At 37.6% G+C, this 26,877-nt stretch carries 25 protein-coding genes and 2 pseudogenes; 25 read left to right on the top strand and 2 right to left on the bottom strand.

From position 1 onward, the window contains the following. The first annotated feature begins 64 nt into the window (after positions 1–64). The 4 genes from cls (at position 65) to STRUR_RS05850 (ending at position 4,601) form a co-directional block, all read left to right on the top strand. Entirely contained in the window at positions 65–1,606 is a 1,542-nt protein-coding gene (gene cls, locus STRUR_RS05870) for a cardiolipin synthase (protein WP_050934195.1), read from the top strand. Positions 1,607–1,882: 276 nt separating this feature from the next. Then, on the top strand, positions 1,883–2,956 hold the full coding sequence (locus STRUR_RS05865) for an aspartate-semialdehyde dehydrogenase (RefSeq protein WP_006739668.1): 1,074 nt from the start codon (positions 1,883–1,885) through the stop codon (positions 2,954–2,956). A 16-nt stretch (positions 2,957–2,972) separates the two neighbouring features. Continuing rightward, the gene (dapA, locus tag STRUR_RS05860; protein WP_006739107.1) at positions 2,973–3,908 is read left to right on the top strand and encodes a 4-hydroxy-tetrahydrodipicolinate synthase; all 936 of its coding nucleotides are present in this window, start codon (positions 2,973–2,975) and stop codon (positions 3,906–3,908) included. A gap of 354 nt (positions 3,909–4,262) precedes the next feature. Continuing rightward, positions 4,263–4,601, top strand: a complete 339-nt coding sequence (locus STRUR_RS05850) for an ATP cone domain-containing protein (protein ID WP_006738787.1) — start codon at positions 4,263–4,265, stop codon at positions 4,599–4,601. Between the two features lie 9 nt (positions 4,602–4,610). Here STRUR_RS05850 and STRUR_RS05845 read toward each other — a convergent pair whose 3' ends face one another. Then, positions 4,611–5,873, bottom strand: coding sequence for an aminotransferase-like domain-containing protein (locus tag STRUR_RS05845; RefSeq protein WP_406874638.1), 1,263 nt, complete (start codon positions 5,871–5,873; stop codon positions 4,611–4,613). Between the two features lie 221 nt (positions 5,874–6,094). Between STRUR_RS05845 and STRUR_RS05840 the strand changes: the two genes are divergently transcribed. The 4 genes and pseudogenes from STRUR_RS05840 to STRUR_RS05830 all read left to right on the top strand — a co-directional run bounded on the left by STRUR_RS05840 (position 6,095) and on the right by STRUR_RS05830 (position 9,391). Continuing rightward, positions 6,095–7,639 (top strand): ABC-F family ATP-binding cassette domain-containing protein, encoded by a 1,545-nt coding sequence (locus STRUR_RS05840; RefSeq protein WP_006740494.1) that lies wholly within the window; start codon positions 6,095–6,097, stop codon positions 7,637–7,639. Positions 7,640–7,866: 227 nt separating this feature from the next. Next, positions 7,867–7,998 carry a hypothetical protein gene (locus STRUR_RS12020; RefSeq protein WP_006739653.1) on the top strand — a complete coding sequence of 44 codons (132 nt, stop codon included), beginning with the start codon at positions 7,867–7,869 and terminating at the stop codon, positions 7,996–7,998. Between the two features lies 1 nt (position 7,999). Further along, positions 8,000–8,356 carry a hypothetical protein gene (locus STRUR_RS05835; protein ID WP_006739033.1) on the top strand — a complete coding sequence of 119 codons (357 nt, stop codon included), beginning with the start codon at positions 8,000–8,002 and terminating at the stop codon, positions 8,354–8,356. Positions 8,357–8,531: 175 nt separating this feature from the next. Beyond that, positions 8,532–9,391: pseudogene (locus STRUR_RS05830) on the top strand (aldo/keto reductase). Between the two features lie 61 nt (positions 9,392–9,452). Here the strand turns inward: STRUR_RS05830 and STRUR_RS05825 are convergent. Then, the gene (locus tag STRUR_RS05825; protein ID WP_006739137.1) at positions 9,453–10,361 is read right to left on the bottom strand and encodes a diacylglycerol/lipid kinase family protein; all 909 of its coding nucleotides are present in this window, start codon (positions 10,359–10,361) and stop codon (positions 9,453–9,455) included. A gap of 391 nt (positions 10,362–10,752) precedes the next feature. Between STRUR_RS05825 and STRUR_RS11495 the strand changes: the two genes are divergently transcribed. The 17 genes and pseudogenes from STRUR_RS11495 to STRUR_RS05740 all read left to right on the top strand — a co-directional run bounded on the left by STRUR_RS11495 (position 10,753) and on the right by STRUR_RS05740 (position 26,703). Continuing rightward, a complete protein-coding gene (locus STRUR_RS11495; RefSeq protein WP_006738653.1) occupies positions 10,753–10,926 on the top strand; it encodes a hypothetical protein in 174 nt (57 codons plus the stop codon). Beyond that, positions 10,923–11,744 (top strand): replication initiator protein A, encoded by an 822-nt coding sequence (locus STRUR_RS05820; RefSeq protein ID WP_006738611.1) that lies wholly within the window; start codon positions 10,923–10,925, stop codon positions 11,742–11,744. The genes STRUR_RS11495 and STRUR_RS05820 overlap by 4 nt, the downstream gene beginning before the upstream one ends. Positions 11,745–11,905: 161 nt before the next feature. After that, positions 11,906–13,258 (top strand): annotated as a pseudogene (dcm, locus tag STRUR_RS05815) (DNA (cytosine-5-)-methyltransferase). After that, positions 13,242–13,670 (top strand): hypothetical protein, encoded by a 429-nt coding sequence (locus STRUR_RS05805; RefSeq protein WP_006740546.1) that lies wholly within the window; start codon positions 13,242–13,244, stop codon positions 13,668–13,670. Before dcm ends, STRUR_RS05805 begins: the two are co-directional and overlap by 17 nt. A 9-nt stretch (positions 13,671–13,679) precedes the next feature. After that, a complete protein-coding gene (locus tag STRUR_RS05800) occupies positions 13,680–14,063 on the top strand; it encodes a thioredoxin domain-containing protein (RefSeq protein WP_006739184.1) in 384 nt (127 codons plus the stop codon). 9 nt (positions 14,064–14,072) lie between these two features. Beyond that, a complete protein-coding gene (locus tag STRUR_RS05795) occupies positions 14,073–14,306 on the top strand; it encodes a hypothetical protein (protein WP_006738851.1) in 234 nt (77 codons plus the stop codon). Positions 14,307–14,308: 2 nt separating this feature from the next. Then, the gene (locus tag STRUR_RS05790; protein WP_006740120.1) at positions 14,309–14,890 is read left to right on the top strand and encodes a CPBP family intramembrane glutamic endopeptidase; all 582 of its coding nucleotides are present in this window, start codon (positions 14,309–14,311) and stop codon (positions 14,888–14,890) included. Positions 14,891–14,966: 76 nt separating this feature from the next. Next, the gene (locus STRUR_RS05785; protein WP_006739791.1) at positions 14,967–15,455 is read left to right on the top strand and encodes a hypothetical protein; all 489 of its coding nucleotides are present in this window, start codon (positions 14,967–14,969) and stop codon (positions 15,453–15,455) included. Beyond that, positions 15,455–17,275: a VirD4-like conjugal transfer protein, CD1115 family gene (locus STRUR_RS05780; protein WP_006739316.1), complete on the top strand. Its 1,821-nt coding sequence runs from the start codon at positions 15,455–15,457 to the stop codon at positions 17,273–17,275. The genes STRUR_RS05785 and STRUR_RS05780 overlap by 1 nt, the downstream gene beginning before the upstream one ends. 17 nt (positions 17,276–17,292) lie before the next feature. Then, a complete protein-coding gene (locus tag STRUR_RS05775; protein ID WP_006740308.1) occupies positions 17,293–17,535 on the top strand; it encodes a hypothetical protein in 243 nt (80 codons plus the stop codon). Positions 17,536–17,551: 16 nt separating this feature from the next. Then, a complete protein-coding gene (locus tag STRUR_RS05770) occupies positions 17,552–18,406 on the top strand; it encodes a VirB6/TrbL-like conjugal transfer protein, CD1112 family (RefSeq protein ID WP_006739866.1) in 855 nt (284 codons plus the stop codon). 190 nt (positions 18,407–18,596) lie between these two features. Next, entirely contained in the window at positions 18,597–18,950 is a 354-nt protein-coding gene (locus STRUR_RS05765) for a PrgI family protein (RefSeq protein ID WP_006739146.1), read from the top strand. Then, positions 18,907–21,258 (top strand): VirB4-like conjugal transfer ATPase, CD1110 family, encoded by a 2,352-nt coding sequence (locus STRUR_RS05760; RefSeq protein ID WP_006738651.1) that lies wholly within the window; start codon positions 18,907–18,909, stop codon positions 21,256–21,258. The genes STRUR_RS05765 and STRUR_RS05760 overlap by 44 nt, the downstream gene beginning before the upstream one ends. Then, complete coding sequence (locus STRUR_RS05755; protein ID WP_006740073.1) at positions 21,255–24,059, top strand: phage tail tip lysozyme; 2,805 nt, start codon at positions 21,255–21,257, stop codon at positions 24,057–24,059. The genes STRUR_RS05760 and STRUR_RS05755 overlap by 4 nt, the downstream gene beginning before the upstream one ends. Positions 24,060–24,402: 343 nt before the next feature. After that, positions 24,403–25,038, top strand: a complete 636-nt coding sequence (locus STRUR_RS05750; RefSeq protein WP_006740387.1) for a hypothetical protein — start codon at positions 24,403–24,405, stop codon at positions 25,036–25,038. A gap of 232 nt (positions 25,039–25,270) precedes the next feature. Next, positions 25,271–25,864 (top strand): type IV toxin-antitoxin system AbiEi family antitoxin domain-containing protein, encoded by a 594-nt coding sequence (locus tag STRUR_RS05745; protein WP_006740202.1) that lies wholly within the window; start codon positions 25,271–25,273, stop codon positions 25,862–25,864. Beyond that, positions 25,861–26,703 carry a nucleotidyl transferase AbiEii/AbiGii toxin family protein gene (locus tag STRUR_RS05740; protein WP_006739214.1) on the top strand — a complete coding sequence of 281 codons (843 nt, stop codon included), beginning with the start codon at positions 25,861–25,863 and terminating at the stop codon, positions 26,701–26,703. The genes STRUR_RS05745 and STRUR_RS05740 overlap by 4 nt, the downstream gene beginning before the upstream one ends. Positions 26,704–26,877 lie beyond the last annotated feature (174 nt).

Genomic DNA, 26,877 nt, shown 5'->3' with positions numbered 1-26,877 from the left:
CAAGGGGGATTAGATCATATTGAGTAAAAGTAAGACAAAAAAGAAGACAAAAGTAAAATACCTGATGAAGAAAGGTAAAAAAGGTATTCTTAGAGGTCTTTTTAGCCGTACAAGTATCATTTTTATATTAATTCTTGTACAGTTACTATTTTTGGCATCTTCATATGTTTGGCTTGAGCAATACCGCATTTGGTTAGACGTCGTCGAGCGGATTTTGGCCGTTGTGATTGTTCTATATTTGGTAAACAGTGAAATGGATGCGATTTCTCGTGTTACTTGGCTCATTTTGGTAATGGTCGCCCCGTTATTGGGTTCTATCTTTTTAATTTACACAAAGTTAGATTGGGGTTACAGAGGTCTCAAACAAAATCTGTCTCATTTAGTTGAGGAAAGTGAAGCTTATTTAAAAGAAGATCAATCTATCGTTGATGCGCTTAAAAGTAATACGTCAACGACATATCATTTAGTTCAATATTTACAAAGAATACATGGGAATTTTCCCGTATACCAAAACACTAAGGCAACTTATTTCCCATCTGGAGAACCATTTTTCGAATCATTAAAAGAAGAATTATTAAAAGCTAAAAAATATATTTTCCTAGAGTTTTTCATTATTGCAGAAGGACAAATGTGGGGAGAAATCCTTTCAATATTAGAAAAAAAAGTCAATGAAGGTGTCGAAGTAAGAGTTTTATATGATGGGATGCTTGAGCTTTCGACCTTATCACCAGATTACACACAAAGGTTAGAAAAAATTGGAATCAAAGCTAAATCATTTTCACCGATTTCACCATTTATTTCGACTTATTATAATTATCGTGATCACCGCAAGATTGTGGTTATCGATGGTGAAGTTGCTTTTACTGGTGGGATTAATTTAGCAGATGAATATATTAATCAGTTAGAACGTTTTGGCCACTGGAAAGATGCTGGCTTAATGTTGAAAGGGCAAGCTGTTGATAGTTTCTTGATATTATTTTTACAAATGTGGTCTATTACGGAGAGTGAGTTTATCGTGAAGCCCTATTTATCTAATCACGAAAATAATATTTCTGATGATGGTTATGTCATTCCTTATGGAGATTCACCTTTAGATACAGACAAAGTTGGTGAAAATGTCTATATTGATATTTTGAATCATGCCAAGGACTATGTCTACATTATGTCACCTTATCTTATTTTAGATGGTGAAATGGAGCATGCTATTCGTTTTGCTGCTGAGCGTGGTGTAGATGTTCGCATTATTATGCCAAATATTCCAGATAAAAAAATTGCTTTTGCCTTGGCAAAAACCTACTATAAATCGTTAATGAGGTCAGGAGTTAAGATATATCGCTATTTGCCAGGTTTTATTCATTCAAAAGTTTTTGTAAGTGACCATTCTAAAGCTGTTGTTGGGACTATTAATCTTGATTATCGTAGTTTGTATCATCATTTTGAATGTGCGACATACCTCTATCGTTCAGATGTTATTGCATCAATCGATAATGATTTTAGTGCTACCTTCAAAGATTCTCAACTCATTACAAAAGAAATGGTAAAAAATCGTCCTATAACCCAAAAAATTATTGGGTTGCTAGTTAAAACCATAGCTCCTTTGCTTTAGGGTTTTCATTTTAAAAATAATTTGCTATAATTACTTTATGCGATGAGTCGATTGTGGTTTTACCACATTTGCGCTGAGGAAGTCATTAAGGCAGGAAGCCGATTTTGATAAATTGTGTGAACCTTTTTATCACATCTTTCGAGATGCCTCAACCCTCTATTTTTAATAGAGGGTTTTTTTCTTTGTCATTGCAAAAGAGTTAAAAAAGAGTATAATATTAATAATACTAATTTTTGGAAAATTTAGAATAATACAGACTATCAGTGAGGTATTGATATGACTTATAATATTGCCGTTGTTGGAGCAACTGGAGCAGTTGGAACTCAAATGTTAAAAATGCTAGAAGAATCAATTTTACCGATAAATAACCTTAAACTTTTGGCATCAAAATGTTCTGCAGGAAAGACACTCACTTTTAAAGGAAAAGGGATTAAAGTAGAGGAAACGACAGAGAATTCTTTTGATGGTATTGATATCGCACTTTTTTCAGCAGGTGGATCTACTTCAGCAAAATTTGCGCCTTTTGCAGTTGCTGCAGGTGCAGTAGTTGTTGATAATACTTCTTTCTATCGACAACATCCACAGGTACCTTTAGTTGTTCCTGAAGTAAATGATGAGGCTTTAGAACAACATCAAGGTATTATATCATGTCCTAACTGTTCTACAATTCAGATGATGGTGGCATTAGAGCCAATTCGTCAACAATGGGGCTTAGAAAGAGTTATTGTTTCAACTTATCAAGCTGTTTCTGGAGCAGGTCAATCTGCCATCAATGAGACCATTCATCAATTATCTCAAGTTATCAATGATCAAATCAATCCAAAAGATGTTAAAGCTGAGATTCTTCCAAGTTCTGAAGATAAAAAGCATTATCCAATAGCCTTCAATGCTTTAGCTCAAATAGATGTTTTTACTGATAATGATTATACTTATGAAGAAATGAAAATGACAAAAGAAACCAAAAAGATTATGGGAGATGAGCAACTAAAAGTCTCTGCTACCTGTGTTCGTATTCCAGTTATTTCATCTCACTCAGAATCAGTTTATATTGAAACAAAAGAAATTGCTGAAATTACAGCTGTAAAAGACGCTATCTCTAAATTCCCAGGTGCTATCTTAGAGGATGATCCTAGTAAACAAGTATATCCTCAAGCCGTTAATGCAGTTGGGAAAAAAGAGACTTTTGTCGGACGTGTAAGAAAAGATTTAGATCAAGAAAATGGTATTCATCTTTGGGTTGTGTCTGATAATCTCTTGAAAGGTGCTGCCTGGAACTCCGTTCAAATAGCTGAAGAATTGCATAAAAGAAATCTCGTCAGACCAACTACTGAAAATATATTTTTAGCATAAAATTGTGGAGCATCATATGTCTATTGAAAGTTTAAAACAAGCCAAAATTATTACAGCCTTAATTACACCTTTTCATGAAGATGGCACAATTAATTATGAAGCATTGCCAAAATTAATTGAGCATTTATTAGCTCACCATACGCAAGGACTACTTTTGGCAGGGACAACAGCTGAAAGTCCAACCTTAACCCATGAGGAGGAATTACATTTATTCGAACATGTTAAAAATATTGTAAATGGAAGAGTTCCTTTAATTGCTGGTATCGGTACAAATGATACAAGAGATTCTGTTGAATTTGCTAAAGAAGTTGCTAATTTTGGTGGTATTGATGCAGGATTAGCTATTGTTCCTTATTATAATAAACCATCACAAGAAGGTATGTACCAACACTTTTTGGCAATTGCAGAAGCTAGTGATTTACCTATTATTATTTATAATATTCCAGGTCGTGTGGTTGTCGAAATGGAACCTGAGACTCTCTTAAAATTAGCGCAACATCCAAATATTATCGGGGTAAAGGAGTGTACAAGTCTTGCTAATATGGCTTATCTCATCGAACATAAACCAGATGATTTTTTGATTTATACAGGTGAAGATGGGGATGCTTTTCATGCAATGAATCTTGGAGCAGACGGTGTTATTTCCGTTGCATCACACACCAATGGTGATGAAATGCACGACATGTTAACTAAAATTGCAGAAAATGATTTAAAAGGAGCAGCAGCTATTCAACGTCAATTTATTCCGAAAGTGAATGCACTCTTTTCATATCCAAGTCCAGCTCCAGTAAAAGCGGTACTCAATTATATGGGATTTGATGTTGTTCCATTACGTTTACCTCTCGTAGCATGTTCATCTCAAGAAGCCAAAACAATAATTGATGTTGTTTTAGAAGGCGATGCGACCGCTACGAAAGAGACAGTTAAAGGGGTACTTAGACCAAATTATTAGTATCTGGATAGTCATTTGAAATACCGTTCTAAGAGGTAAGAAATATGATCTATATGAGAAGAGCAGAAACGAAAGATGCTGCAGATATAATAAGTATTTGTAGTTCCGGTTGGCGAGTTACTTATCATAATTTGTACCCTTCAACCTATATCGAAGAAGTGATCAAAGAATTTTATTGTAAAGAAAAAGTGATACATGATATTTCTAGACTTTCATTACATTTGAGACGATTTCTGTAATACATTAACATGAGATGTTTTCAAGTACAGCAAGCTTTCATTAGCTTTTCACTTGACATTTTATGAAAACATTTGCATAATAGAAAGTAAGAAATGCATTGAAAAGAGGTGCCCTATGCAAATCATTAAACGTGATGGTCAAGTTGCTGAGTTTGATCCTGAAAAGATTTTTCAAGCTATTATTAAAGCTGCTCAGACTGTTTATGTCATTGATGAAACTTGGAGACAGAACTTAGCAAATGTCACAAAAAAAGTTGTCATCGATTTAGAAGATGCTAAAGTTGAAAGACCAACCATTAATATGATTCAATCACTTGTCGAAAATCGATTAATGGATGCAGGCTATATTAATATTGCAGAGCATTATATTTCATATCGTCTTCAAAGAGATCTGGAACGAAATGGTTACGGTGATAGTATCATTGTTCATTTACGTTTTGAACAAACTAAATAAAAAGCTACTCTATTTTGGAGTAGCTTTTTTTAATTGTTCATATAATTGACTTGTCAGAGGTATTTGTAAGTACTGTCTTTTTTTTGACTTTAGGTAGGCATTTTTGAGTTCTAAAGGTTTGGTGATTGTTTTTAAAGTTGCAAAATCAACTTCTGAATCTTGTTTAAACGTAATAAAATTTGGTGTTATCCTATAATCCGTTATTCGTAATTCTTTTAGCCAAGCTTCATAAATCAATTGCCTTTCATATGTTGTTGTTTGCAAGTGTTTCTTATTACTGTCAAACATTCCATTTTCTAAGTAAAGTGATAAGGCTTTTTGCATGATAAGGTTAGAATCGTAATCCATTAATTTTTTGGTTTTTAAAAAATTGGGATAAAGAAGATGAGGTAAGACAGTGGCACCAATTCGTAAAGTGGGAAATAAAATAGCTGAGAACGATTTTAGGTAAATAATATGAGACGAAGTATCGTAATAATGAAGGGGTAATTGATCAGTTCTTGCAAAGTCACTTAAGTAGTCATCTTCAACAATGTAAACATCATATTTACTTGCTAATTTAGCAATTTGTTGTTTTTCTTCACTTGTATAACTTAGTCCTAAGGGATTTGATAAGTTAGGTATGGTATAGAAAAATTTTATGTTGTCATTTTTAAAATGATTTTCAAGATGATTTAAGTTTAGTTTGCCAAATTCTCTTTTTATAGTCATTACAGGTAAATTAAGATTTATGACTAAATCAATCATTCTTGAATAGGTTGGTTCTTCCAAAAGAATAGTTGTTTTTTGATTTGGGAACGACATTTGACTTAAAATATATAATGCCTGTTGAGTACCAGAAGTAATAATGATATCTTCCATACGTTGGTAAATATTTTGTTCAAAAAAGTAATGATGTAAAGCAGTTAATAACTCATCAAGCCCTGCGCTGTTATGGTAGTAATTAAATAAAAACTCTTCTCGATTACTTAAAGTATCATTAATACAGCGGTGAAAATCATCAAAAGCATGATTATGAAAGTCTTCTATGGTAAATGGAAGCTGGTAACTCTCCTTATTTTTTGAATTTAAAACATAGTAGCCACTTTTTGGAACTGTATAAATGTAATTTTCTCGAACAAGATCTTTTAAAGCTCTCTGAACAGTATCTTTACTAACTGAAAATTGCTGTGCCAAGTGACGAATTGATGGTAATTTATCTCCTCTTTGTAAGTGATTAGACTTGATTTGATTAATTATCCAATTAAAAAGTTGTTCATATTTAGTCATTATGTTTGTACCCATACACATTTATTTGTTAACTATTGTAACTTACAAAGTCTTAACTGACAATCTTAAAACAATTAATAGGTCAACAGTCTCTTGAACAAATTGACAAAAGAAACTATTTTTGACATAATGATTTCAGTTAAGAGCCGATAAAATCGGTTTTTTTAGTTAAGTATTGAAAGGAAATTAATTAGAGCTCAACCTCTCTGATTAACAATTAAATCATGTCAATTTTAGAAGTTAAAAACTTAAGTCACGGCTTTGGAGACAGAGCTATTTTTGAGAATGTCTCGTTTCGTTTGCTAAAAGGAGAACATATCGGTTTAGTTGGAGCAAATGGTGAAGGTAAGTCTACTTTTATGAGTATTGTGACAGGCCTTTTGCAACCAGATGAAGGAAAAATTGAATGGTCTAAATATGTCACAGCTGGTTACTTAGATCAGCATACAGTTCTAGAGGCTGGTCAAACTGTTCGAGACGTTTTAAGGACGGCATTTGATGATCTATTTAAAACGGAAGAACGCATTAATCAGATTTATGCTGATATGGCTAATGACGGGGTTAATATTGATGCATTGATGGAAGAAGTTGGTGAATTACAAGATCGACTGGAGACACGTGATTTTTATACCTTAGATGCAAAAATAGATGAAGTTGCGCGTGCTTTGGGTGTAATGGATTTTGGAATGGATTCAGATATGACAGCTCTTTCAGGTGGTCAACGGACAAAAGTGTTATTGGCTAAATTGTTACTTGAAAAACCAGATATTTTACTTTTAGACGAACCAACTAATTATTTAGATGCTGAGCATATTGAATGGTTAAAACGTTATCTTCAAAATTATGAAAATGCTTTTGTGCTGATTTCTCATGATATTCCATTTTTAAATGATGTTATTAATATTGTTTACCATGTTGAAAATCAAGATTTGGTTCGTTATACAGGTGATTATTATCAATTTAAAGATGTCTATGCAATGAAAAAGTCACAACTAGAGGCTGCCTATGATAGACAGCAAAAAGAGATTGCAGATTTGAAAGAATTTGTTAATCGAAATAAAGCCAGAGTTGCTACTCGAAATATGGCAATGTCTCGTCAGAAAAAACTGGATAAAATGGATATTATCGAGCTTCAATCTGAAAAACCAAAACCAACCTTTGAGTTTAAAGATGCAAGAACACCTAGTCGATTTATTTTCCAAACCCATGATTTAATGATTGGTTATGATCACTCTTTAACAAAAGAACCACTTCATTTAACCTTTGAAAGAAATCAAAAAATAGCTATAATTGGTGCAAATGGTATTGGTAAATCAACTCTTTTAAAAAGTTTATTAGGTCTTATAAAACCCATTAGTGGAACTGTTGAAAAAGGCGATTTTCTTGAGATTGGCTACTTTGAACAAGAAGTGGCTGGAGGCAATCGTAAAACACCTTTGGAAACTGTTTGGGATGCTTTTCCATCTTTGAATCAAGCTGAAGTTAGAGCTGCTCTTGCAAAATGTGGATTGACCACTAAACATATTGAAAGTCAAATACAAGTCTTATCAGGTGGAGAGCAGGCTAAAGTGAGACTTTGCCTCTTAATGAATCAAGAACACAATATATTAGTGCTTGATGAACCAACAAATCACTTAGATGTTGATGCTAAGGATGAATTAAAAAGAGCATTGCAAGCTTTCAAAGGTTCTATTTTGATGGTTTGTCATGAACCAGATTTTTATGAGGGCTGGGTAAATGAAATTTGGGATTTCAATCATTTAATTTAATAAAAAAGGACTTACTAAAGTCTTTTTTTATTTGGAATAATGTTAATTACTTGACTCTTTTTCCAAATCATTCTATAATAACAATATAAAAGATAAATAGTGTTGTCACTATAAATTTTAGTAGCAAAGGCTGTTTATCTTGGTAGTTTTCCGTACAGACTATATATTTATAAAATTATATGGTCAATTTGGAATAGCAAAAAGAAAGATGAGGTTGAGGAATTTAAATGAAAAAAAATAATGTTAAAATTTTAGATTTAGTACAATTGGTTTTACTAGCTGCACCAGCGGTTAAACTACTTAAGAAAATTATTAAGGATAGTAAAACACCAAATCTCAAAAAACAAAAGAGGTATTAAGATGAAAAAAGAAAACAAAGGCTTATTAGTCGGATTGACAGTCGGCGGTGTTGCTGGTCTTACCTATTATCTAGTATCAACCAAAAAGGAAGAAAAAAATAAAAGTTTTAATATTGACCATTTCAATGATCTTTTCCATGACCAATCACATAAATATCAAAATACGCTTTCTGAAAAATGGAAAGATACAAAAGATGTTGTTGATGATTATGGTCAAAAAGCTTCAAAAGTTTTTGAAAAAGGGTTATCTACGGCAAAAGATACGTCCAGTGAATATGGAGATAAAGCCCTTGATGCATTAAATCAGGCAGTTAAAGGCTTACAATCACTAGTTGATAATATTTCACAACATAAGTAATGACGATTAGATTTAACTGTGTTTAATGAATAAAATAAGAAAAACATTCAGATTTGATATGATAGTTAAATTGATGAGTGTTTTTCTCTTTTTCTTTAAATGCTTATTATTCCATAGTCAAAGTCTGATTAAATCAAATAATTAATAGTAATAAAGAGAAATTTGGAGGTCTACTATGTCACAATCATTTAAGTTAAACGATGGTAACAGTATCCCAGCTATTGGATTTGGAGTCTTTCTAATTCCAGCCGATGGGTTAACTTATAATGCCGTTAAAGAAGCTTTAGAAGCGGGTTATCGTCATATTGATACTGCACAAGCTTACTTTAATGAAGAAGAAGTGGGGAAAGCCATTGCTGACTCAGGCATTCCACGTGAAGATATTTTTGTTACGACTAAACTTTGGTTACAAGATTATGCTTATGATTTAGCAGTTAAAGGATTAAATACTTCTTTGAAAAACTTGGATTAGATTATATTGATCTTGTGTTACTACATCAGCCATATGGAGAAGTACTTGAAGCTTGGCATGCTTTAGAAGATTTCAAAAAAGAGGGTAAAATCAAATCAATTGGTGTTTCTAATATGACTCCAAAAATTTGGAAAAAATTTATTCCTCAATTTGAGACACTTCCAGCAGTAAACCAAGTAGAATTACATCCCTTTGCTCAACAAAGAGAGTTGCGTGAGCTTTGCTCCAATGATAATGTTGTCATTGAAGCATGGGGACCACTTGAACAAGGTAATAAAGATCTTTTAACTCATCCTATAATCCTTAAGCTGGCTGAAAAGTATGGTAAAGATGTTGGACAAATTATTCTACGATTTGAAAACCAAGAAGGAATTGTTGTTCTTCCAAAATCAACACATAAAGAGCGTATCATATCAAACCTTAATATTTTTGATTTTGAATTAACATCTGAAGAACTTGAAGAAGTCCGTAATCTCGATACTGGTAAAACTTCTCATGACCCAGATGCTCCAGGTGTCGGTGACTGGTTACTTAGTAACTATGATATTCATGAAAATGACTAATTTAAAAGTCCTTTTACTATGTCGTAAAAGGACTTTTTTGGTACTCAATCTACTTACTAAATTACTTTTTTGGAACAATAACGTTTATTGCCTTATTTATGATTTTGATATCAACTGGTAAAGGATCACTCTTATCGCCATCAATTCTAGTAAAAGGATTTGCCCGTTTCTTTCTAGAAATAGGTGAAATAACTAAATGATCTGTATTAAAATGGTCCATTTCTGGAACCATGTCAAATTTACCCTTTCGGAATTCTTTAAGATGAAACAGTAATTTGAAGAAATGAATATCTTTTAATGAATAGACTCTAAATAGCCCATCATCTACTTTAGCATCAGGCGAGAATGCTGGCCTTCCTGCAATTGAATTTGTCATTGTAATCAGCAAAAACTTAGTCTTAATAATCTTAATAACTTGATCATATTCTAGTTTAATGACATAAGACCTGTTTCTTCTAATGATTCGATAACCATCCTTGATAAAGGCAAGAGGACCGTATTTGCGTTTTACTTCAGGGGTTACATGAGAAGCAATATCAGCCATAATTCCTAGTGTTAGACTACTAATCATATAAGACTGATTAACTTTACACATATCAACTGTTTGTGTGTAGCCATCAAGTAGACTCTCTAGTGCCTCTTGTGTATTTAATGGAATATCTAATGCTTTTGCAAAATTATTTACGGTACCTGCAGGAACTAAACCAATTTTTGAAAAAGAACCACCTTCGTAAACACCAGCACAAACTTTATTGATAGTTCCATCTCCTCCAAGTGGAATTACGATATCAACTTTATTTTGTGAAGCTTTTTTGGCTAGTTGAAATGATTCTTCAGCACTTTTGGGGGTTATGATATTAATATCTTTTTCATTAAAATGATTTTCGATAAAAAAGCTTTTAACTTCTTTAGCTAATTCTTCGTGTTTTTGGCCAGATTTTGGATTATAAAAAATGGTAACAGTTTTCATGTACTCCTCTTTCTAATAGACTTATTATAACATAGAATGATTAGATTAGATTAGGTTTTAGTAGAAATTGTCTAAGTTTTTTCCTTAGATAAATTTTGTTATAATAGGAAGAAATGATTTGAACCAAAAATAGAAAAGGAATGTAAGATAATGCCGACAATTCAATGGTTGAATGGGAGTCATGTGAAATTGCAAAATCAAAAAATAGGAAATATAGCCCAAAAGCCTTGATTTATCAGGGCTTTTACTATTTTTTTCTTTGGTAAGTAATTGTAGTGTTTAGCAATAATACGCAAAAATAATCAATTTTTGGTGCCTAGTTTGGTGCCTAGAATTTTACGAGAACATTTTAATAAGTGTTCTCGCTTTTTTTATTCTCAGGAGGAAAATCATGCAAAAGAATGAACAGTCATCACGACAAATTGTGATGTGTCATCTCATGGCTATCATGGGAATCGATATTGAGAAAGCGACATGGATAGTTGGTGAGATGGAAGAGTCTGGCTTAATCCAGTTTGATGACATGGGGAATGTTGGTCTGTTAGTGCTGGAGGGACAATCATGAAACGTATCACCGCAAATCACTATCAAACGTCAGAACGTTACTATAAGCTCCCTAAACTCTTATTTGAGAGCGAACGCTACAAGGATATGAAACTAGAAGTTAAGGTTGCTTATGCTGTTCTAAAAGACCGTTTGGAATTGTCATTAAGTAGAGGGTGGATAGATGAAGATGGAGCTATTTATTTGGTCTATTCCAACTCCAAACTCATGTCACTGCTTGGCTGTTCCAAGTCAAAATTATTGACGATTAAGAAAACCTTACGAGAGTATGGTTTGATAGATGAAGTCCAACAATCTTCCAGTGAAAAAGGACGTTTGGCGAATAAAATTTACTTAGGTGAGTTGGAACATGAACCTACCCCAGTCTCAAATTCAGACGGGGGTGGTGTTCAAAAAACACTAGGGGGGTATCAAAATCAGCCGGGGCCAGTCTTAAATTCAGCCACTAGTGAGACTGAAGTTAGTGAGACTGATATGAGTGAAACTAAAGAGAGTGAGTCAATCATTGAGGACGAGGAGGAGAAAGAAAGTCTAACAAGTAAGAAATGTGACAATGACAATTTTCAACGTAAAGTAGACCGAGTCACAAGATACGACAGAGATTACATTTGGGGCTTGGTACATGATCAGTTGAGACAAGTTGGTCTATCACGTGCCGCTAGTGATTATGCCATGATTTATTTTGATCATCGTTATCAGTACGCTTTAGAGAATATGAGGTTTGCGGATAGATCAGAAACGATAGCGGAATACGTCTTTAATGGTGTCTTATCCGAATGGACCAAGGTACAACGCTTAAAAGAACTAAAAGGGGGATGAGTAAGATGTTTTGGTGGATATTATTAGGTATTTGGAGATTAGGAATGATTTGGTTTATTTTTGAACTTATTACTGCCCCAGAAATGGAAGATCATTGTTAAGAAAGGACGTTACGCAAGAAGTAAGGTCCTTTTTAATTTTGTCAGAAAGGAATGAGAGACATGAAGTTTTTAGATTTGTTTGCAGGAATTGGAGGCTTTCGACTGGGGTTAACTCGTGAAGGCCATGAGTGTATTGGCTTTTGTGAGATTGACAAGTTTGCGAGGAAATCTTACAAGGCCATCTATGAGACCAAAGGAGAAATAGAATTTCATGATATTAGACAAGTCACAGACCAAGACTTTAGACAACTTAGAGGGCAAGTGGACATCATCTGTGGGGGATTCCCTTGCCAGGCATTTTCACTCGCAGGCAGACGATTGGGATTTGAGGATACTAGGGGAACTTTGTTCTTCGAGATTGCTCGAGCGGCCAAACAGATCCAACCACGTTTTTTATTCCTCGAAAATGTCAAGGGCTTACTCAGTCACGACAAGGGAGAGACATTTCGAACAATTCTCACCACATTGGATGAGTTGGGGTATGATGTCGAATGGCAGGTGCTTAACAGTAAAGATTTCCAAGTGCCGCAAAACCGTGAAAGAATTTTTATTATCGGACATTCTAGAAGATACCGTCCCCGATTCCTATTTCCTCTCAGAGGAGAAAACAGCTCAGCTGGTCTTGAACGATTAGGCAATGTTAATCCGTCAAGCAAAGGGATGAATGGAGAAGTCTATTTATCACGTGGGATAGCACCAACCTTAACCAGAGGAAAAGGTGAGGGAACTAAAATTGCCATTCCAGTTTTAACCCCTGATAGGCTAGAAAAACGCCAACATGGGAGACGCTTTAAAGGGAACGATGATCCGATGTTTACTTTAACTAGCCAAGATCGGCATGGTGTAGTTGTCGCAGGAACTTTACCAACTTCTTTTATCCAAACTGGACGAGTTTATGACCTTTCAGGGCTTTCTCCAACGTTGACAACCATGCAAGGAGGGGATAAAGTTCCTAAGATTCTCTGTCGTGAAGAAGCGCCACATTTGAAAATTAGGGAAGCGACTAAACTAGGGTATGCCAAGGCAATAGTGGGAGATTCTGTCAACCTTGCTTACCCATAGTCTAACAAACGCAGAGGACGAGTGGGAAAGGGGATTTCAAATACCTTAACCACTTCTGACAATATGGGAGTGGTAGTTGCTGCTTTGGAATACCGTAAGGACAAGTGGTATGAAGTGACTGGAATAATCCTAGATGGAAAACTGTATCGGTTGAGAATCAGACGCCTAACACCTAGAGAGTGTTTTAGACTTCAGGGATTTCCTGATTGGGCTTATGACAGAGCTTAGAACGTATCCAGTAAAAGTCAGTTGTATAAACAAGCAGGCAATAGCGTGACCGTTACCGTTATCGAGGCCATTGCTAGAGAATTTAGAAAGATTGAAGAGGAAGAACATGAAATTATTACATAGTAAAAGTATTAGGAACTGCACGGAGCTAGAAGAAGCCATACATCAAGCAGAAGTGGAGAGATTTTCGGAGATGATTGCTTCTTTACCCAATTATGATTGTGACATTGATGTCACTTTTGAAGATGACTACCACAAAGAAATGAATTATCTGTTAGCTTATGAGTCCAACTTACATCGTATTTTTGAATTTATTGAAACCCAAGACATCAAAAAAGGTGTTGATACTTATCTAACGGATGAGAACAATCTCGCCTTTAGGGCATATGGGCAAGGCTATTCTTGGAATGATAAGAATGATGTCGTCACCACATTAATAACAGTGAAGTGCTTTGGTGAAGGCAGGTCGCCTATTGATATGAGTAAGGTGTTTACCCCACCAACTCAAGCATTAGAGAAGGAGCTATCTGTGTAGGAGGATACGATGTTAGAAATCTATTTAAGTCGAAACACCAGTCGGAATCAAAAACTTCTTTCTTTTTGTGACTCGCATGGTATTTCCTACTCCAGTAAAGAAGTAAGTAACCTGTCACGTGAAGACTTATTGTGCTTGTTTACCAAAAGCAGTGATTGTTTTACGCTCTTATCCCCCTCGCTACAACGATTTAAAGGTCATAGAGAGATGAAATTGAGTGAGTTAGTGACGTTAGTTCTACGGAAACCTGACCAGAATCTTCGTCTCCCAATTGTGGTTTGTGAGGACAACGTGTATCCCGATATGAGTTTAGAAGAAGCAAGGACCTTTCTTCCGAGAAGTCAAAAAGTGGTTTCCTTTCGTGAACATCTTTTTAAGGATCTGGTGACATAAGGAGGAGTTATGAACGATCGTTTTTGGGAAAATTTAGAAATTATCGTTATGGAAAAAGGACTGTCATGGGCTGACCTTGCTCGACAGATGTTTAAGGGCCAATACGTCTACCCTAGTGAGTTTAAGCGCCTCTACCAAACCTTTCGCCACTACAAATCCCATCGTCTCATGCCACAAAGCAAATGGGTGGAGAAAATAGTGAGTGTTTTAGAGATTGACTATGAAGAGTTGTTTAGGAGATAGCGATGAAACGACTAGCAGTGATGTACGGAGCCATTCATGTCAATGTACTCCTAGTGAGTTTTTACCTGGTTGGTTGGCTAAATGGGGCATGGTTACCCGTTTTACAAGTGACATTTTTAGCCCTGCTATTGTGGAGCTGGAAAAGGTTTAAGTTCCCTAAAAGAAACCTATCCTTGAAGGAGAGAGGGCTTTGGTTACTTGGTAGTCTAGGTGTGATGGCAAGTATGGCTCTTATCATGAGTGCTCTATTTTCAGGAAGCGAACCAAACCAAGAAACGTTAGTGACTGTTCAAAATCAGATTCCTGTTCTGTCCTTTATTCTTTTTCTCCTTAATGCTAGTGTCGTGGAAGAAGTCTTTTACCGTGAAGTGTTGTGGGGAGTCTTGTCTCAACCAGTGATTCAAGTGTTGTTAACGAGTTTCCTCTTTGCCTTAGCCCACCACCCCTCTAGTCTATTCACTTGGGTGATTTATGGGAGTTTAGGTCTCACACTTGGTATAGTGCGATGGCAAACGGACTGCTTGAACTCAACTCTCGTTCATCTGTCTTGGAATGGAATCGTCTTTTTCTTATCTTTATTGTGATACCAAAATCAAGGGTGCTTTCGTATCATGAAAGCACCCTATTGTTTTGATGGGGAATCACATAAAGGAGGAAATGATGTCATCCGAACAACAGGAACGTCAAGCGATTCAATATGCGGAACGTAGTACTATGTTTACGGTAAAGGTCCTTCTCAAACTCTTAGAGTGGTCAGCCAGACACGCCCTAGCACAAGACTCGGCTTATAAAGTTGGGGTTCAAAAGTTAGAAGAACTCCTTCAAAGTCCATATGCCATTGAGTCGCTTAACATCTCAAAAGACATCTTGGATAAACCCGTTGATGTCGAGAAATTCAAGGAATTGGTGGAATCAGAAAACCTTCCTATTGCCATTAGTTGGCATGGAGATTACCTTCATTTCTATGCTAAGGATAAGTCGCTCTTAGACAAGCACTTAGATGAGTTGCTTCAGAAGTTGGTTTCCAATCCAGAAAAACTGAAAGGGCTAACTATGGATAAAACTCTTGATGAGGAAATCGCACAAGCCAAGGAACAGATTGTGATGTCAGAACCCTCTGCTGTGAAAACAAAGGAGGTCATTCTCTAATGGTCTCAGGGAAAAAAGTTTTTATCTTTGGTATTTTAGGGCTTACTCTTGGCTATTTCTGCCATCGGCTAGTCTTGCTTTACGATAGCCTACCTAATCAACCGCCCTTGGAACGCCTTGCCTATCTCTTAGGCGAAGGACAGAATCAGGTCTTAAGTCCCTTGTGGAATGGTCATTTTACTGGTAGATCGGTTTTAGGCTTTTGCTTTGGGCTTGTGACGATGGGCCTAGTCTATCTTTATGTTTCAACTGGTCAAAAGGTTTACCGAGAGGGGGCTGAGTATGGCTCTGCCCGTTTTGGAAACAGTCACGAACGCAAAGCCTTTCTCAGTAAAAATCCCTTTAATGACACGATTTTGTCACAAAACGTTAGGCTAACCCTGTTAGAAAAGAAAGCCCCACAGTTTGACCGAAACAAGAACCTTGTGGTCATTGGTGGGTCTGGTAGCGGGAAGACCTTTCGGTTTGTGAAACCCAATCTGATTCAGCTCAACTGTTCAAATATTGTCGTTGACCCTAAGGATCACTTAGCTGAAAAGACAGGGAAGCTCTTTTTAGAAAATGGCTATCAGGTCAAGGTCTTAGACCTCGTAAACATGATTAACTCAGATGGTTTTAACCCTTTTCGCTATGTGGAGACGGAAAACGACTTGAATAGAATGTTAACGGTCTATTTCAATAATACCAAAGGTAATGGCAGTCGCAGTGATCCCTTTTGGGATGAGGCGTCCATGACCTTAGTCCGTGCGATTGCCTCTTACTTGGTGGATTTTTACAATCCTCCAGGTAGCACCAAGGAAGAAGCAGACAGTCGTCGTAAACGAGGGCGTTACCCCTCTTTTTCTGAAATTGGAAAACTCATCAAGCTCTTATCCAAAGGAGAAAATCAAGATAAGAGTGTCTTAGAAGTGATGTTTGAGACCTATGCCAAGACATATGGGACAGAAAACTTCACCATGCGTAACTGGGCAGACTTCCAAAACTACAAGGATAAGACCTTGGATTCAGTAATTGCCGTAACAACGGCTAAGTTTGCCCTCTTTAATATCCAATCTGTCATTGATTTAACCAAACGTGACACCTTGGACTTAAAAACATGGGGAACGCAGAAAACCATGGTCTATCTCGTTATTCCAGATAATGACACCACCTTTCGCTTTCTCTCAGCCCTTTTTTTCTCCACTGTCTTTTCAACCTTAACGAGACAAGCTGATGTGGACTTTAAGGGACAACTGCCTATACATGTCAGAAGTTATTTAGATGAATTTGCCAATGTCGGCGAAATTCCAGACTTTGCGGAACAAACCTCAACAGTTCGCTCACGAAATATGAGTCTCGTACCCATTCTTCAAAACATTGCCCAACTTCAAGGGCTTTATAAGGAGAAGGAGGCTTGGAAAACCATTCTAGGAAACTGTGACAGTTTGCTTTATCTTGGAGGAAATGATGAAGAGACCTTCAAGTTCATGAGTGGTCTCTTAGGCAAACAAACCATTGATGTGAGAAGTACCAGTCGGTCGTATGGCCAAACAGGGTCTGGGTCAACGTCTCATCAGAAAATTGCAAGGGATCTCATGACTCCTGATGAAGTCGGAAACATGAAACGTGATGAATGCTTGGTGAGAATTGCAGGGGTTCCAGTCTTTAAGGAAAAGAAGTATTTCCCCTTGAAACATAAGAACTGGCAATACCTGGCGGACAATGAGACGGATGAGCGTTGGTGGCATTACCACATTGACCCCCTCAAAACAGAGGAAGTTCCGTTTGAACCCTCTGACCATAAGGTCAGAGATTTAAGTACAGAAAACACACTACACTAATAGAAAAGAGGAATCGTATGAACCAAAAATTAACAGGCTTTGTTTATGGCGTGGACGCTAGTTCCATGTTTGCCCAAGCCATGGCGCTCTTACAAAAAGGAATGGTTGCGACAGGCGCTTTTCTTGTCATCATGGGTATTATTAACCTATCAATCAATATCAAGGATGGTGGACCTGGTGTCCGCAATGCCATCTTAGAAATTGTGGGTGGTGTTATGGTAGGTGCCGCTGGTGCCTTTATCACCCAAATTACCATTTAGGAGGGCTAGGTATGACATGAACAACACATTACCTTCATCTTTTGTCTTTCTAGCCTCGGAGAAAATTTCAAGCGATAGCCTATTTGAAGGCTTTAACGTGGACTTGGAATCGACGGCTAACTTGGTCAAATCCCTTGCGGATTATAACCCAACCGTTTGGTCTTATATGTCAGCGATCACAAAAGGAGTGATGCAGCCCTTGGGAGTGGCTATTTTAGCAGTCGTTTTAGTCCTTGAGTTCTCGAAGATGGCTAAGAAAATCGCCAACTCAGGTGGTGCTATGACCTTTGAAGCTATTGCTCCTATGATTGTCTCTTATATCATGGTGGCTGTGGTCATTACAAATACCACCGTTATTGTAGAAGCCATCTTAGCCGTTGCTTCTCACATCATTGAAGGCGTAGCTGGTGTCGTTTCTCATAGGGGAACAACTTATGAGACCATTTCAGGACTTAAAGGGTCAGGAATTATTGGAAAACTCATTGTTGGCTTTTTTGCCATTCTGATATGGTTGGTGCGATTAGTGAGTGTGATGGTGGTGAATCTTCTCATTACCATTCGCTTTATCCAACTCTATCTCATGATTCCATTTGCGCCCCTAACGATTCCGACATTTCTCAGTGATGACTGGCGAAGCGTTGGGATTGGCTACCTGAAAAATATCATGGTCTATGCTCTTCAAGGGGTCTTAATTTTCTTAATCATCTCCCTTGTTCCCCTCTTTGAATCTGCTGGGAAATTAGCACTCTCAAGTGGTGCGGGAGTGATGGAGACGCTAGCGACTGCCTTTGGTGGTTTAGTTCAGGCTATTTTATTGATCATTGCCTTGGTGGGCAGTCAACGGACTGCCAGAAGTATCCTAGGCATGTGAGAGTAGGACAGGAATCGGTACTGCTTTGCAGTCGATTACGTCGTCCTACCTCCGCAAGGACGACTAGAACTGTCATAGCTAGGAACTAGCGTAGAGAGTTCAGACGTCTACTGCGTCAAATTCATTAAACCATTCAAACTGGACTGAGATTCCCATCTTAGTCCTTTTATCAAAGAAGGAGATAGTACTTATGAATACACGTGTTTTTAAGGACATCACAAAAGTCCAACATAGGGCTTGGCTAGGCCTTACCACACGACAAGTTATCTTTGTCTTGCCAGCCATTGCCATTACCATCCTGATTTTAGGGTTAAACCTCTTTTATTGGCAATTTGGGGATTGGTTTGTCTACGGACTTATCTTTACCTTTACCATTCCTCTTATGCTTTTTGGGGTCTATCGCCCTAATGATTTGCCCTTTGAAACGTATCTTAATTATAGATGGCATTATGAAATGACCATACCAGACCGTACACTAACTGGACAGAAAGGAATACAACGTGAAAAAAACAAATCGCTCAATGAAACCAAAGACCTCTTCTAAACACAAGAAGACACGTAAACCAAAAGAAGAAGTGCTACCAACAACTGTTAATACGCTTCTTTACCAAGGCCTTTTTCCTAATGGTCTCATGCAGGTTACCCCAGGTTATTTTTCCCAGTCCTATCTTTTAGGGGATGTCAATTACCAGACGGTGGGACTTGAAGATAAGGGAGCGATTATGGAAAACTATTCGGATTTGATTAACAGTTTGGATGACAAGACCAATTTCCAACTTACTATTTTTAACCAAAGGGTCAACTTGGATAAGTTTAGAAAGGGTGTCTTGTACCCCTTACATGAGGATGGGTATGATACCTATCGGGAAGAACTCAACCGTATCATGGAAAATAACCTTGAAGCTGGAGAAAATAACTTTTCAGCTGTTAAATTCATCTCTTTTGGGAAATCAGACCAAAATCCGAAACTCGCTTATCGCTCCCTGTCTCAGATTGGAGAATACTTCAAGAGTGGTTTTTCGGAAATAGATGCGAACTTTACTCTCCTCAGTGGAGAAAGCCGTGTGAATCACTTAGCTGATATGTTGCGAGGGGAAAATCATTTGTCCTTTACTTATCAAGACCTGGTGCGTTCAGGACAAACAACTAAGCACTTTATTGCCCCAACCAGTCTGTCCTTTAAGCACAAAAATCATATTGAAATGGATGATAAACTGCTTCAGATTGTCTATGTTCGTGACTATGGGATGGAGTTGGGGGATAAGTTCTTACGAGAACTCATGCAGTCGGATTTAGAAGTGATGATTAGTCTTCATGCTAAAGGGGCAGCCAAGTCAGAAGCCATGACCAAGCTCCGCACCAAGAAGACTTTGATGGAATCGCAAAAAATCGGGGAACAACAAAAGATGGCACGATCTGGCGTTTATCTTGAAAAGGTTAGTCAGGTTCTAGAAAGTAATATTGATGAAGCCGATGAGTTGATTAAAACCATGACGCAAACAGGCGATAAGCTCTTTGACACCCTTTTTGTGATTGGGGTCTTTGCGGATAACGAAGATCAATTGAAGCACTCCCTTGATATTATCAAACAAGTGGCAGGTTCTAATGACCTTGTGATTGATAATCTGACCTATATGCAAGAAGCTGCCTTTAATAGCTTATTGCCATTTGGCAAGAACTACCTTGAGGGTGTGTCTCGGTCTCTTTTGACCTCAAACATTGCCGTGAATTCCCCGTGGACATCTGTAGACCTTCAAGATAAGGGAGGGAAATTTTATGGGATAAACCAGATTTCAAGTAATATCATCACCATTGACCGGGGGAAACTCAATACCCCATCAGGATTGATTCTAGGGACATCAGGTGCAGGTAAGGGGATGGCGACTAAGCATGAAATCATCTCAACCAAGTTAAAAGAAGCAGAGAGTGATACCGAAATCATCATTGTAGACCCTGAAAATGAGTACAGTATCATTGGTCAAGCCTTTGGTGGGGAAAGCATTGATATCGCGCCTGACTCTACTACTTTCTTAAACGTTTTAGACTTATCCGATGACAATATGGATGAAGACCCAATTAAGGTCAAATCTGAATTTCTATTGTCTTGGATTGGGAAACTCTTAGACCGGAAAATGGATGGTCGAGAAAAGTCATTGATTGACCGTGTGACAAGGTTGACCTATAAGCATTTTGAGACACCATCTCTCGTGGAATGGGTCTTTGTTCTCTCTAAACAACCTGAACAAGAAGCTAAGGACTTAGCCCTTGATATGGAACTTTATGTGGAAGGCTCACTCGACATTTTCTCACACCGCACTAATATTAAAACGGATAGCCATTTCCTCATTTACAATGTCAAAAAGTTGGGGGATGAATTAAAGCAGATTGCCCTCATGGTGATTTTTGACCAGATTTGGAATCGTGTGGTTAAAAACCAAAAACTTGGCAAGAAGACCTGGATTTACTTTGATGAAATGCAGCTTCTGTTGTTGGATAAGTACGCTTCTGATTTCTTCTTCAAATTATGGAGCCGTGTCCGTAAGTATGGAGCCATTCCAACAGGGATTACCCAGAACGTGGAAACCTTACTTCTTGATGCCAACGGCAGACGTATTATCGCTAATAGCGAATTCATGATACTTCTAAAACAAGCTAAAAGTGACCGAGAAGAGTTGGTTCATCTTTTGGGCTTATCTAAGGAGCTTGAGAAATATTTGGTTAACCCAGAAAAGGGAGCTGGATTGATTAAGGCAGGCTCAACGGTTGTTCCCTTTAGGAATAAAATCCCACTTCAAACCCAACTCTTTGACATCATGAGTACCGATCCAGAAAAGATGAGGGGTGAATCATGACAAGAGAGCAACAGAAGGTCAAGGTTGCCCGTAAAACCTTTCAGAGTAGTTTAAAGGCTAGTCGTATCCATTACCGTAGGGAGAAGAAGGGGTTAAAACGCTCACTTCCTAAACGACGCTTTATCATGCGCCGAGCTGAGAAAGCTGAAACAAGGGAACAACGACAGACTCTGAAGCAAACCTATCAGGAGGAAAAAGACCTAGCGACAGATACCTTTAAGGAAGCGATTTCCTATGTGTCTCCCAGATGGCTAAAAAGTAAGGAAATTAAGAAGTATCGGCTTCCTCAAGCCAGACAGCGCCTAGTAGTAGCGAGAAAACACTTGGCAGAGGTCAAGATGGCCGAAAAAGAGGAGGCTGTTACCTCTAAGTTTACCTATCAGAAAAAGCCAACAGAATCAAAAACGTCACGGTTTCAGTTTCAAAAAGAAAAACCTCTTGAACGCCTTCAGGCAGAAAAAGAGGTGAAATCAGCTAAGCGTGACGTGAAACAACTGAAAAAAGCACATCAGTTTAAGAACCCCTCGACCAAGGTCAAACGAGGCTTACGCTATGTCGCCTCAGAATCACTGGATGTAGTCGCTCAAGATGATGACTTGGAGGGAATTAGAACCCTAAAAGAGTCTGTGATTAAAGGAAGACGCTATGGGAGATTTACTTATCAGTCAGGAAAACTCCTTGTCAAAAGTGGGCAGACAGGTCTTCGGTTTACTAAGACGAAAGCCGCTCATAGTAGGGAGCGGTATCAGAACTTTAAAAAGGGGAAAGGGTTCACCCGTCAGAAGCCCTTAAAGCCCAAAAGGAGATACCACACCTTTCTCAAGCAAGCCAGAAGGCACAGTGTGTCAGGAATCAGAGGGGTTATTCAAGCGATTAAGAATAGCCTGACCTTCTTTTCATCGATTGCCCTTAATCCTATGACTTGGGTCGTGTCAGGCCTCTTGTTTTTCTTTCTTTTGATGATGATTTTTGTTATAGGAATTTCAGGAACTACTCTCATTCAACAGGATGAGAGTGAACTGACAAAAGCCTATACGCACATGACGTGGGAAGATGCGGAAAACACTCGAACCAATCCCACTGGCATTACCTACTACACCAAGATTGATGACGTCATGGGCTTTATGAATCTCAAGTATCAAGATTATGCTTTAGAAGAAGTCATGGAAAATGGTGATAAGACTTATCAAGCCTATCTCAGTCAGCTTTGGCAGGACTTAAACGGTGGGGATTCTTTAAAATCCATGCTTGAGTTGACCAAGGAGCCTGCCTACAAACTCTCTGATGAGGATCGAGAAGACTTAAAGGAATTAAGTGAGGAAGGCACCTACCTTGCCCTCCAAGAATTGGATAATCCTTTTCAAAATCAGACTGAAGATGACGCGCTAACCATGACAGTCCGCTATGGCTATGATGTGATTGATGACAAGCCAACGCTTCATCATCATATCATTCTAGAAGCCAAAGAGAATCAAGTAATTGTGGCTCCTATGGATGGTAAGGTTTCCCTAGAGGGAGAGAACATTATCATCACGTCAGGTAAGGGACTAAACAAGTCTCAATTGACCTTGTTTAATATCCATACTGGTCGAGTGACAGACGGTCAGAAAGTCCAAGCAGGGGAAGTGATTGGTCAAACTAAGGATGGTGCTGGTCTTAAAGTGACCTATCAAAAGGTAGACGATGATTCAGAGAAACTGGTTTACGTCAATCCAGCCTTTTACTTTCCTAAAGTCATTCAACTCCAAACGACCATTCTACCTACCATTGGTCAATTTGGAGGCGATGAGTTCGAGAGAGCAAAGGCGATTTATGACTATCTCAAAAGTAAAGGTGCGACCAATCAAGCTATCGCAGCCATTTTAGGAAACTGGTCAGTAGAATCATCCATTAATCCCAAACGAGCTGAAGGGGACTACTTATCGCCTCCTGTTGGGGCAAGTGCCAGTTCTTGGGACGATGAGGGCTGGTTGTCTCTTAATGGCCCAGCTATCTATAATGGCAGGTACCCAAATATTCTAAGACGTGGCTTGGGCTTAGGGCAATGGACAGATACAGCAGATGGGTCACGCAGACATACCTTGTTATTAGAGTGTGCTAACCGAAAAAAGCAGAAGTGGTATGACTTAGGATTACAACTGGATTTTATGCTCAATGGGGACAATCCTTACTATACCAACTGGTTAAAAGATTTCTTCAAAAACTCAGGAAGTCCAGCCAGTCTTGCCCAACTCTTTCTCATTTATTGGGAAGGAAATAGTGGTGATAAGCTCTTAGATCGTCAAACCAGAGCCACCGAGTGGTATTACCAAATTGAGAAAGGCTTTAGCCAACCAAATGGTGGAACAGCCCAAAGTGATCCAAAAGCGCTGGAAGCGGTTCGAGGAGACCTTTATAACAACTCCGTTCCAGGTGGGGGTGACGGTATGGGTTATGCCTATGGGCAATGTACGTGGGGAGTGGCCGCTCGTATCAACCAATTGGGCTTGAAACTCAAAGGACGAAACGGTGAGAAAATCCCAATCATTAGTACCATGGGGAATGGTCAAGATTGGGTGGCGACAGCAGCACGTCTTGGTGGTGAAACAGGTAAGCTACCAAAAGCAGGAGCGATTATTTCCTTTGCGGGAGGCGCTCATGGAACACCTGCCGCTTATGGTCACGTGTCGTTTGTGGAGAAGGTTTACCCAGATGGGTCTTTCCTTATCTCAGAAACCAACTATAATGGCAACCCTAACTATACCTTCCGTAAGTTATCAGGAGTCGATAGTACAATTAGCTTTGCCTATACAACGAAATAAAAAAATATTGGAATACTTGTCTTCTTGTCCCAAATGTTGTATGATATTTGGGACAAAGTAATCATCTCATCTAAACTTTAAGCGTGAACGTAGGTGTTGACAAATAAGGACTTATCCCGTATAATAATAGTAAATAAAGATTATAAATTACTTGTGGGCTAGTGGATATGGTCTGCACCCGCCTGTGGGCTCCGCACTCAGTTCAAACTGTTTGTTGAGAAAAAGAATAGCAGGACTGCCTACCCTTGAGGAATAGATAGGGCATATCTAGCGTGAGGTGAAACTCAATACGTGGAAGAGAAGGAAGCACCTGCTTCCTTCTCTTTTTTAGGAGAAAAATAGAATGACATATACTTTGGAATGGCTCGAGACCTTTGATGGAGAAATTGATATTCTCAATGTCGATATGTCTTGTCTAGCCAATACTATTGAGAAATATGTTTCTCAGTACAAATACTTTTATCAGACAAATATGGAGAACTATCCTGAAATTGTTCTTTCTGTCCCAAATTCCTCTATTCCCCATTTATTAGGATTATCAAGAGATCATCATGTTAATTTACCAACTAATAACGCAGGGAGTATTTTTGAAGGATTAAAGGATGATTGGACATTGGAGCGTCTAAATAAGGCTGATAATGGTTGGTTTAACGAAAATAAATTCAAAATCGTTGGCACATTATTACTTTATCAAATGTTATATGTGATGGAATGTAAATTCTACACAACGGATGGTATTTTGAATAGAAAAGTTGGCAAACGATTTAGAAGAGATAATATTTATTTTGTGGTCTTCAAATTAAGTAATGGTATTAGTTATACAGTTGAATTATCGCGTGAACAAGGGAACCAATACTTTCCAAGAAGTCTTAAAATCAACGACACCTTAATTACAAATTGTAGAGAAATAGAGTTGAAACTTGTTGATAAGAAACGCTTTAAGACTGCTAAAGCTAGAAAGGTTAATTGGCCGTCTTAATGGAAATATTGATATGATAATCATTGGGTCATCCACTTTTTGTGGGTGGCTTTTTTTCTTTGTCCTTCTTTGATGTGATTCCAAAATCAAGTCATCTTTACGACGAAATATAAAATGATATGCTAACAAATCATTGGTTTGTTAGCATATTATTTTATTTGTGATTGATTTTTTCTAAATAATATGCTAACGTTGTAGTGAAATGTTAGCATATTATTTAGGAGGTGGTAATGTGGATTTGTTAGAGAAACCTGTCTATAATTACATAAAAAAAAATCATGGCCTTATAACTTTTCGTGATATAGAAGAGCTTAACTTTTCTTACCAACAACTGAATCAATTGGTCTCAAAAGGTAAATTGGAATCAATTGAAAGAGGCATTTATCATCTGCCTGATACCTATATTGATGATTTCTTTAGTTTACAGTATCGTTTTCCAAAAGGAATTTATTCCTTAGAAACAGCACTATGGTTACATGGCCTTTCCCTCACTGTTCCATTTGAACCTGTGATGACTTTTCCTTTTGGAACGAACACGAGGCTAATGAAAGAAGCTGGTGTTAAGCCGATTGTTGCTAGAAAACATCATGAAATCGGTATTATAAAACTAGAGCGACAGGCTGGACAGTTTATCTCAGTATATGATATGGAACGAACTTTGGTAGAGTGTTTGCGAACAGCTTATCATGTTGATGTTCAAGTCATTGCTCCAGCGTTTCAAGCTTACTTTAAAAAAGGAGCTGTGAATTATGCCAAGTTGTACCACTATGCACAACTATTTAAAGTCACTGAAAAGCTACAATCTTATGTGGAGGTCTTGTCGTGAAATTTTCAAATGCCAATAGTTTCAAAGCAAAAATCAAGAATATTGCAAGAGAAAAAGGGATACCTGCTCAACAAGTTCAGCAGAACTATTTGATTGAGAAAATCTTAAAACTCATCTCTGAAAGTCGGTATAAAGATTCTTTCATTGTGAAAGGTGGATTCCTTATCGGACAGATGATTGGCTTAGATAAACGAACAACTATGGATTTAGATGTTACTTTGAAAGGTCAACCTCTTAGTGAGGAGAATATTCAAACAATCTTCAAAGAAATTGTAAGTCAACCTTCTGAAGGTTTCCAATTTGAAGTTGATATGTTAGAGCCAATTCGACAAGATGATGAATATGGGGGCTTTACCCTCAAACTCAAGGCGACATTCGATACCCTACGTGAAGTTGTCTTTATTGATATAACAACAGGTGATCGGATAACGCCACGAGAAATTACTTATCAATTGCAGTCTGTTTTTTCAGAGAATAAACTAGAAGTTTGGACTTATAATTTAGAAACTGTTATTGCTGAAAAATTAGAAACGGTTATTCGTCGAGGAGCTGCTTCAACTAGACCTCGTGACCGCTATGACCTCTTCACATTATATCATTTTCGAAAAGATGAGATTGATATCCCAATATTGAAAACTGCTCTAAACAATACTGCTAAGAAAAGAGAAAGCTTAGATGTTTTGACAAATTGGGAAAGTCAACTAGAGGAAATCCGTAGTTCTGACTATCAGAATCAGCTTTGGTCTCGCTATCAAAAATCATTTAGATATGCCAGTGAAATTAGTTTTGAGGAATCAGTGGAAGTGGTGGCAATTATTTTAAAACACTTAGGGATTTAGTAGTGCATGTTTGGCCAGGAGAAGCCAAATTCGTAGAAGAAGATATTCTTTATGGCCGGACAAATGAAACAAATAATTTGATGTTATAGAGTGGCTAAAAAATAGTATAATCCAAAAGTTTAGAATTACTGATTTTGTAGGCCTTGGATTCATTGCTTTATAATAGTTTTGTAA

It is taken from the genome of Streptococcus urinalis 2285-97, assembly GCF_000188055.2.
In the GTDB taxonomy this organism is placed as follows: domain Bacteria; phylum Bacillota; class Bacilli; order Lactobacillales; family Streptococcaceae; genus Streptococcus; species Streptococcus urinalis.
The sequence above is the reverse complement of the archived record's forward strand: the minus strand, read 5'-3'. Positions and strand labels throughout refer to the sequence as shown.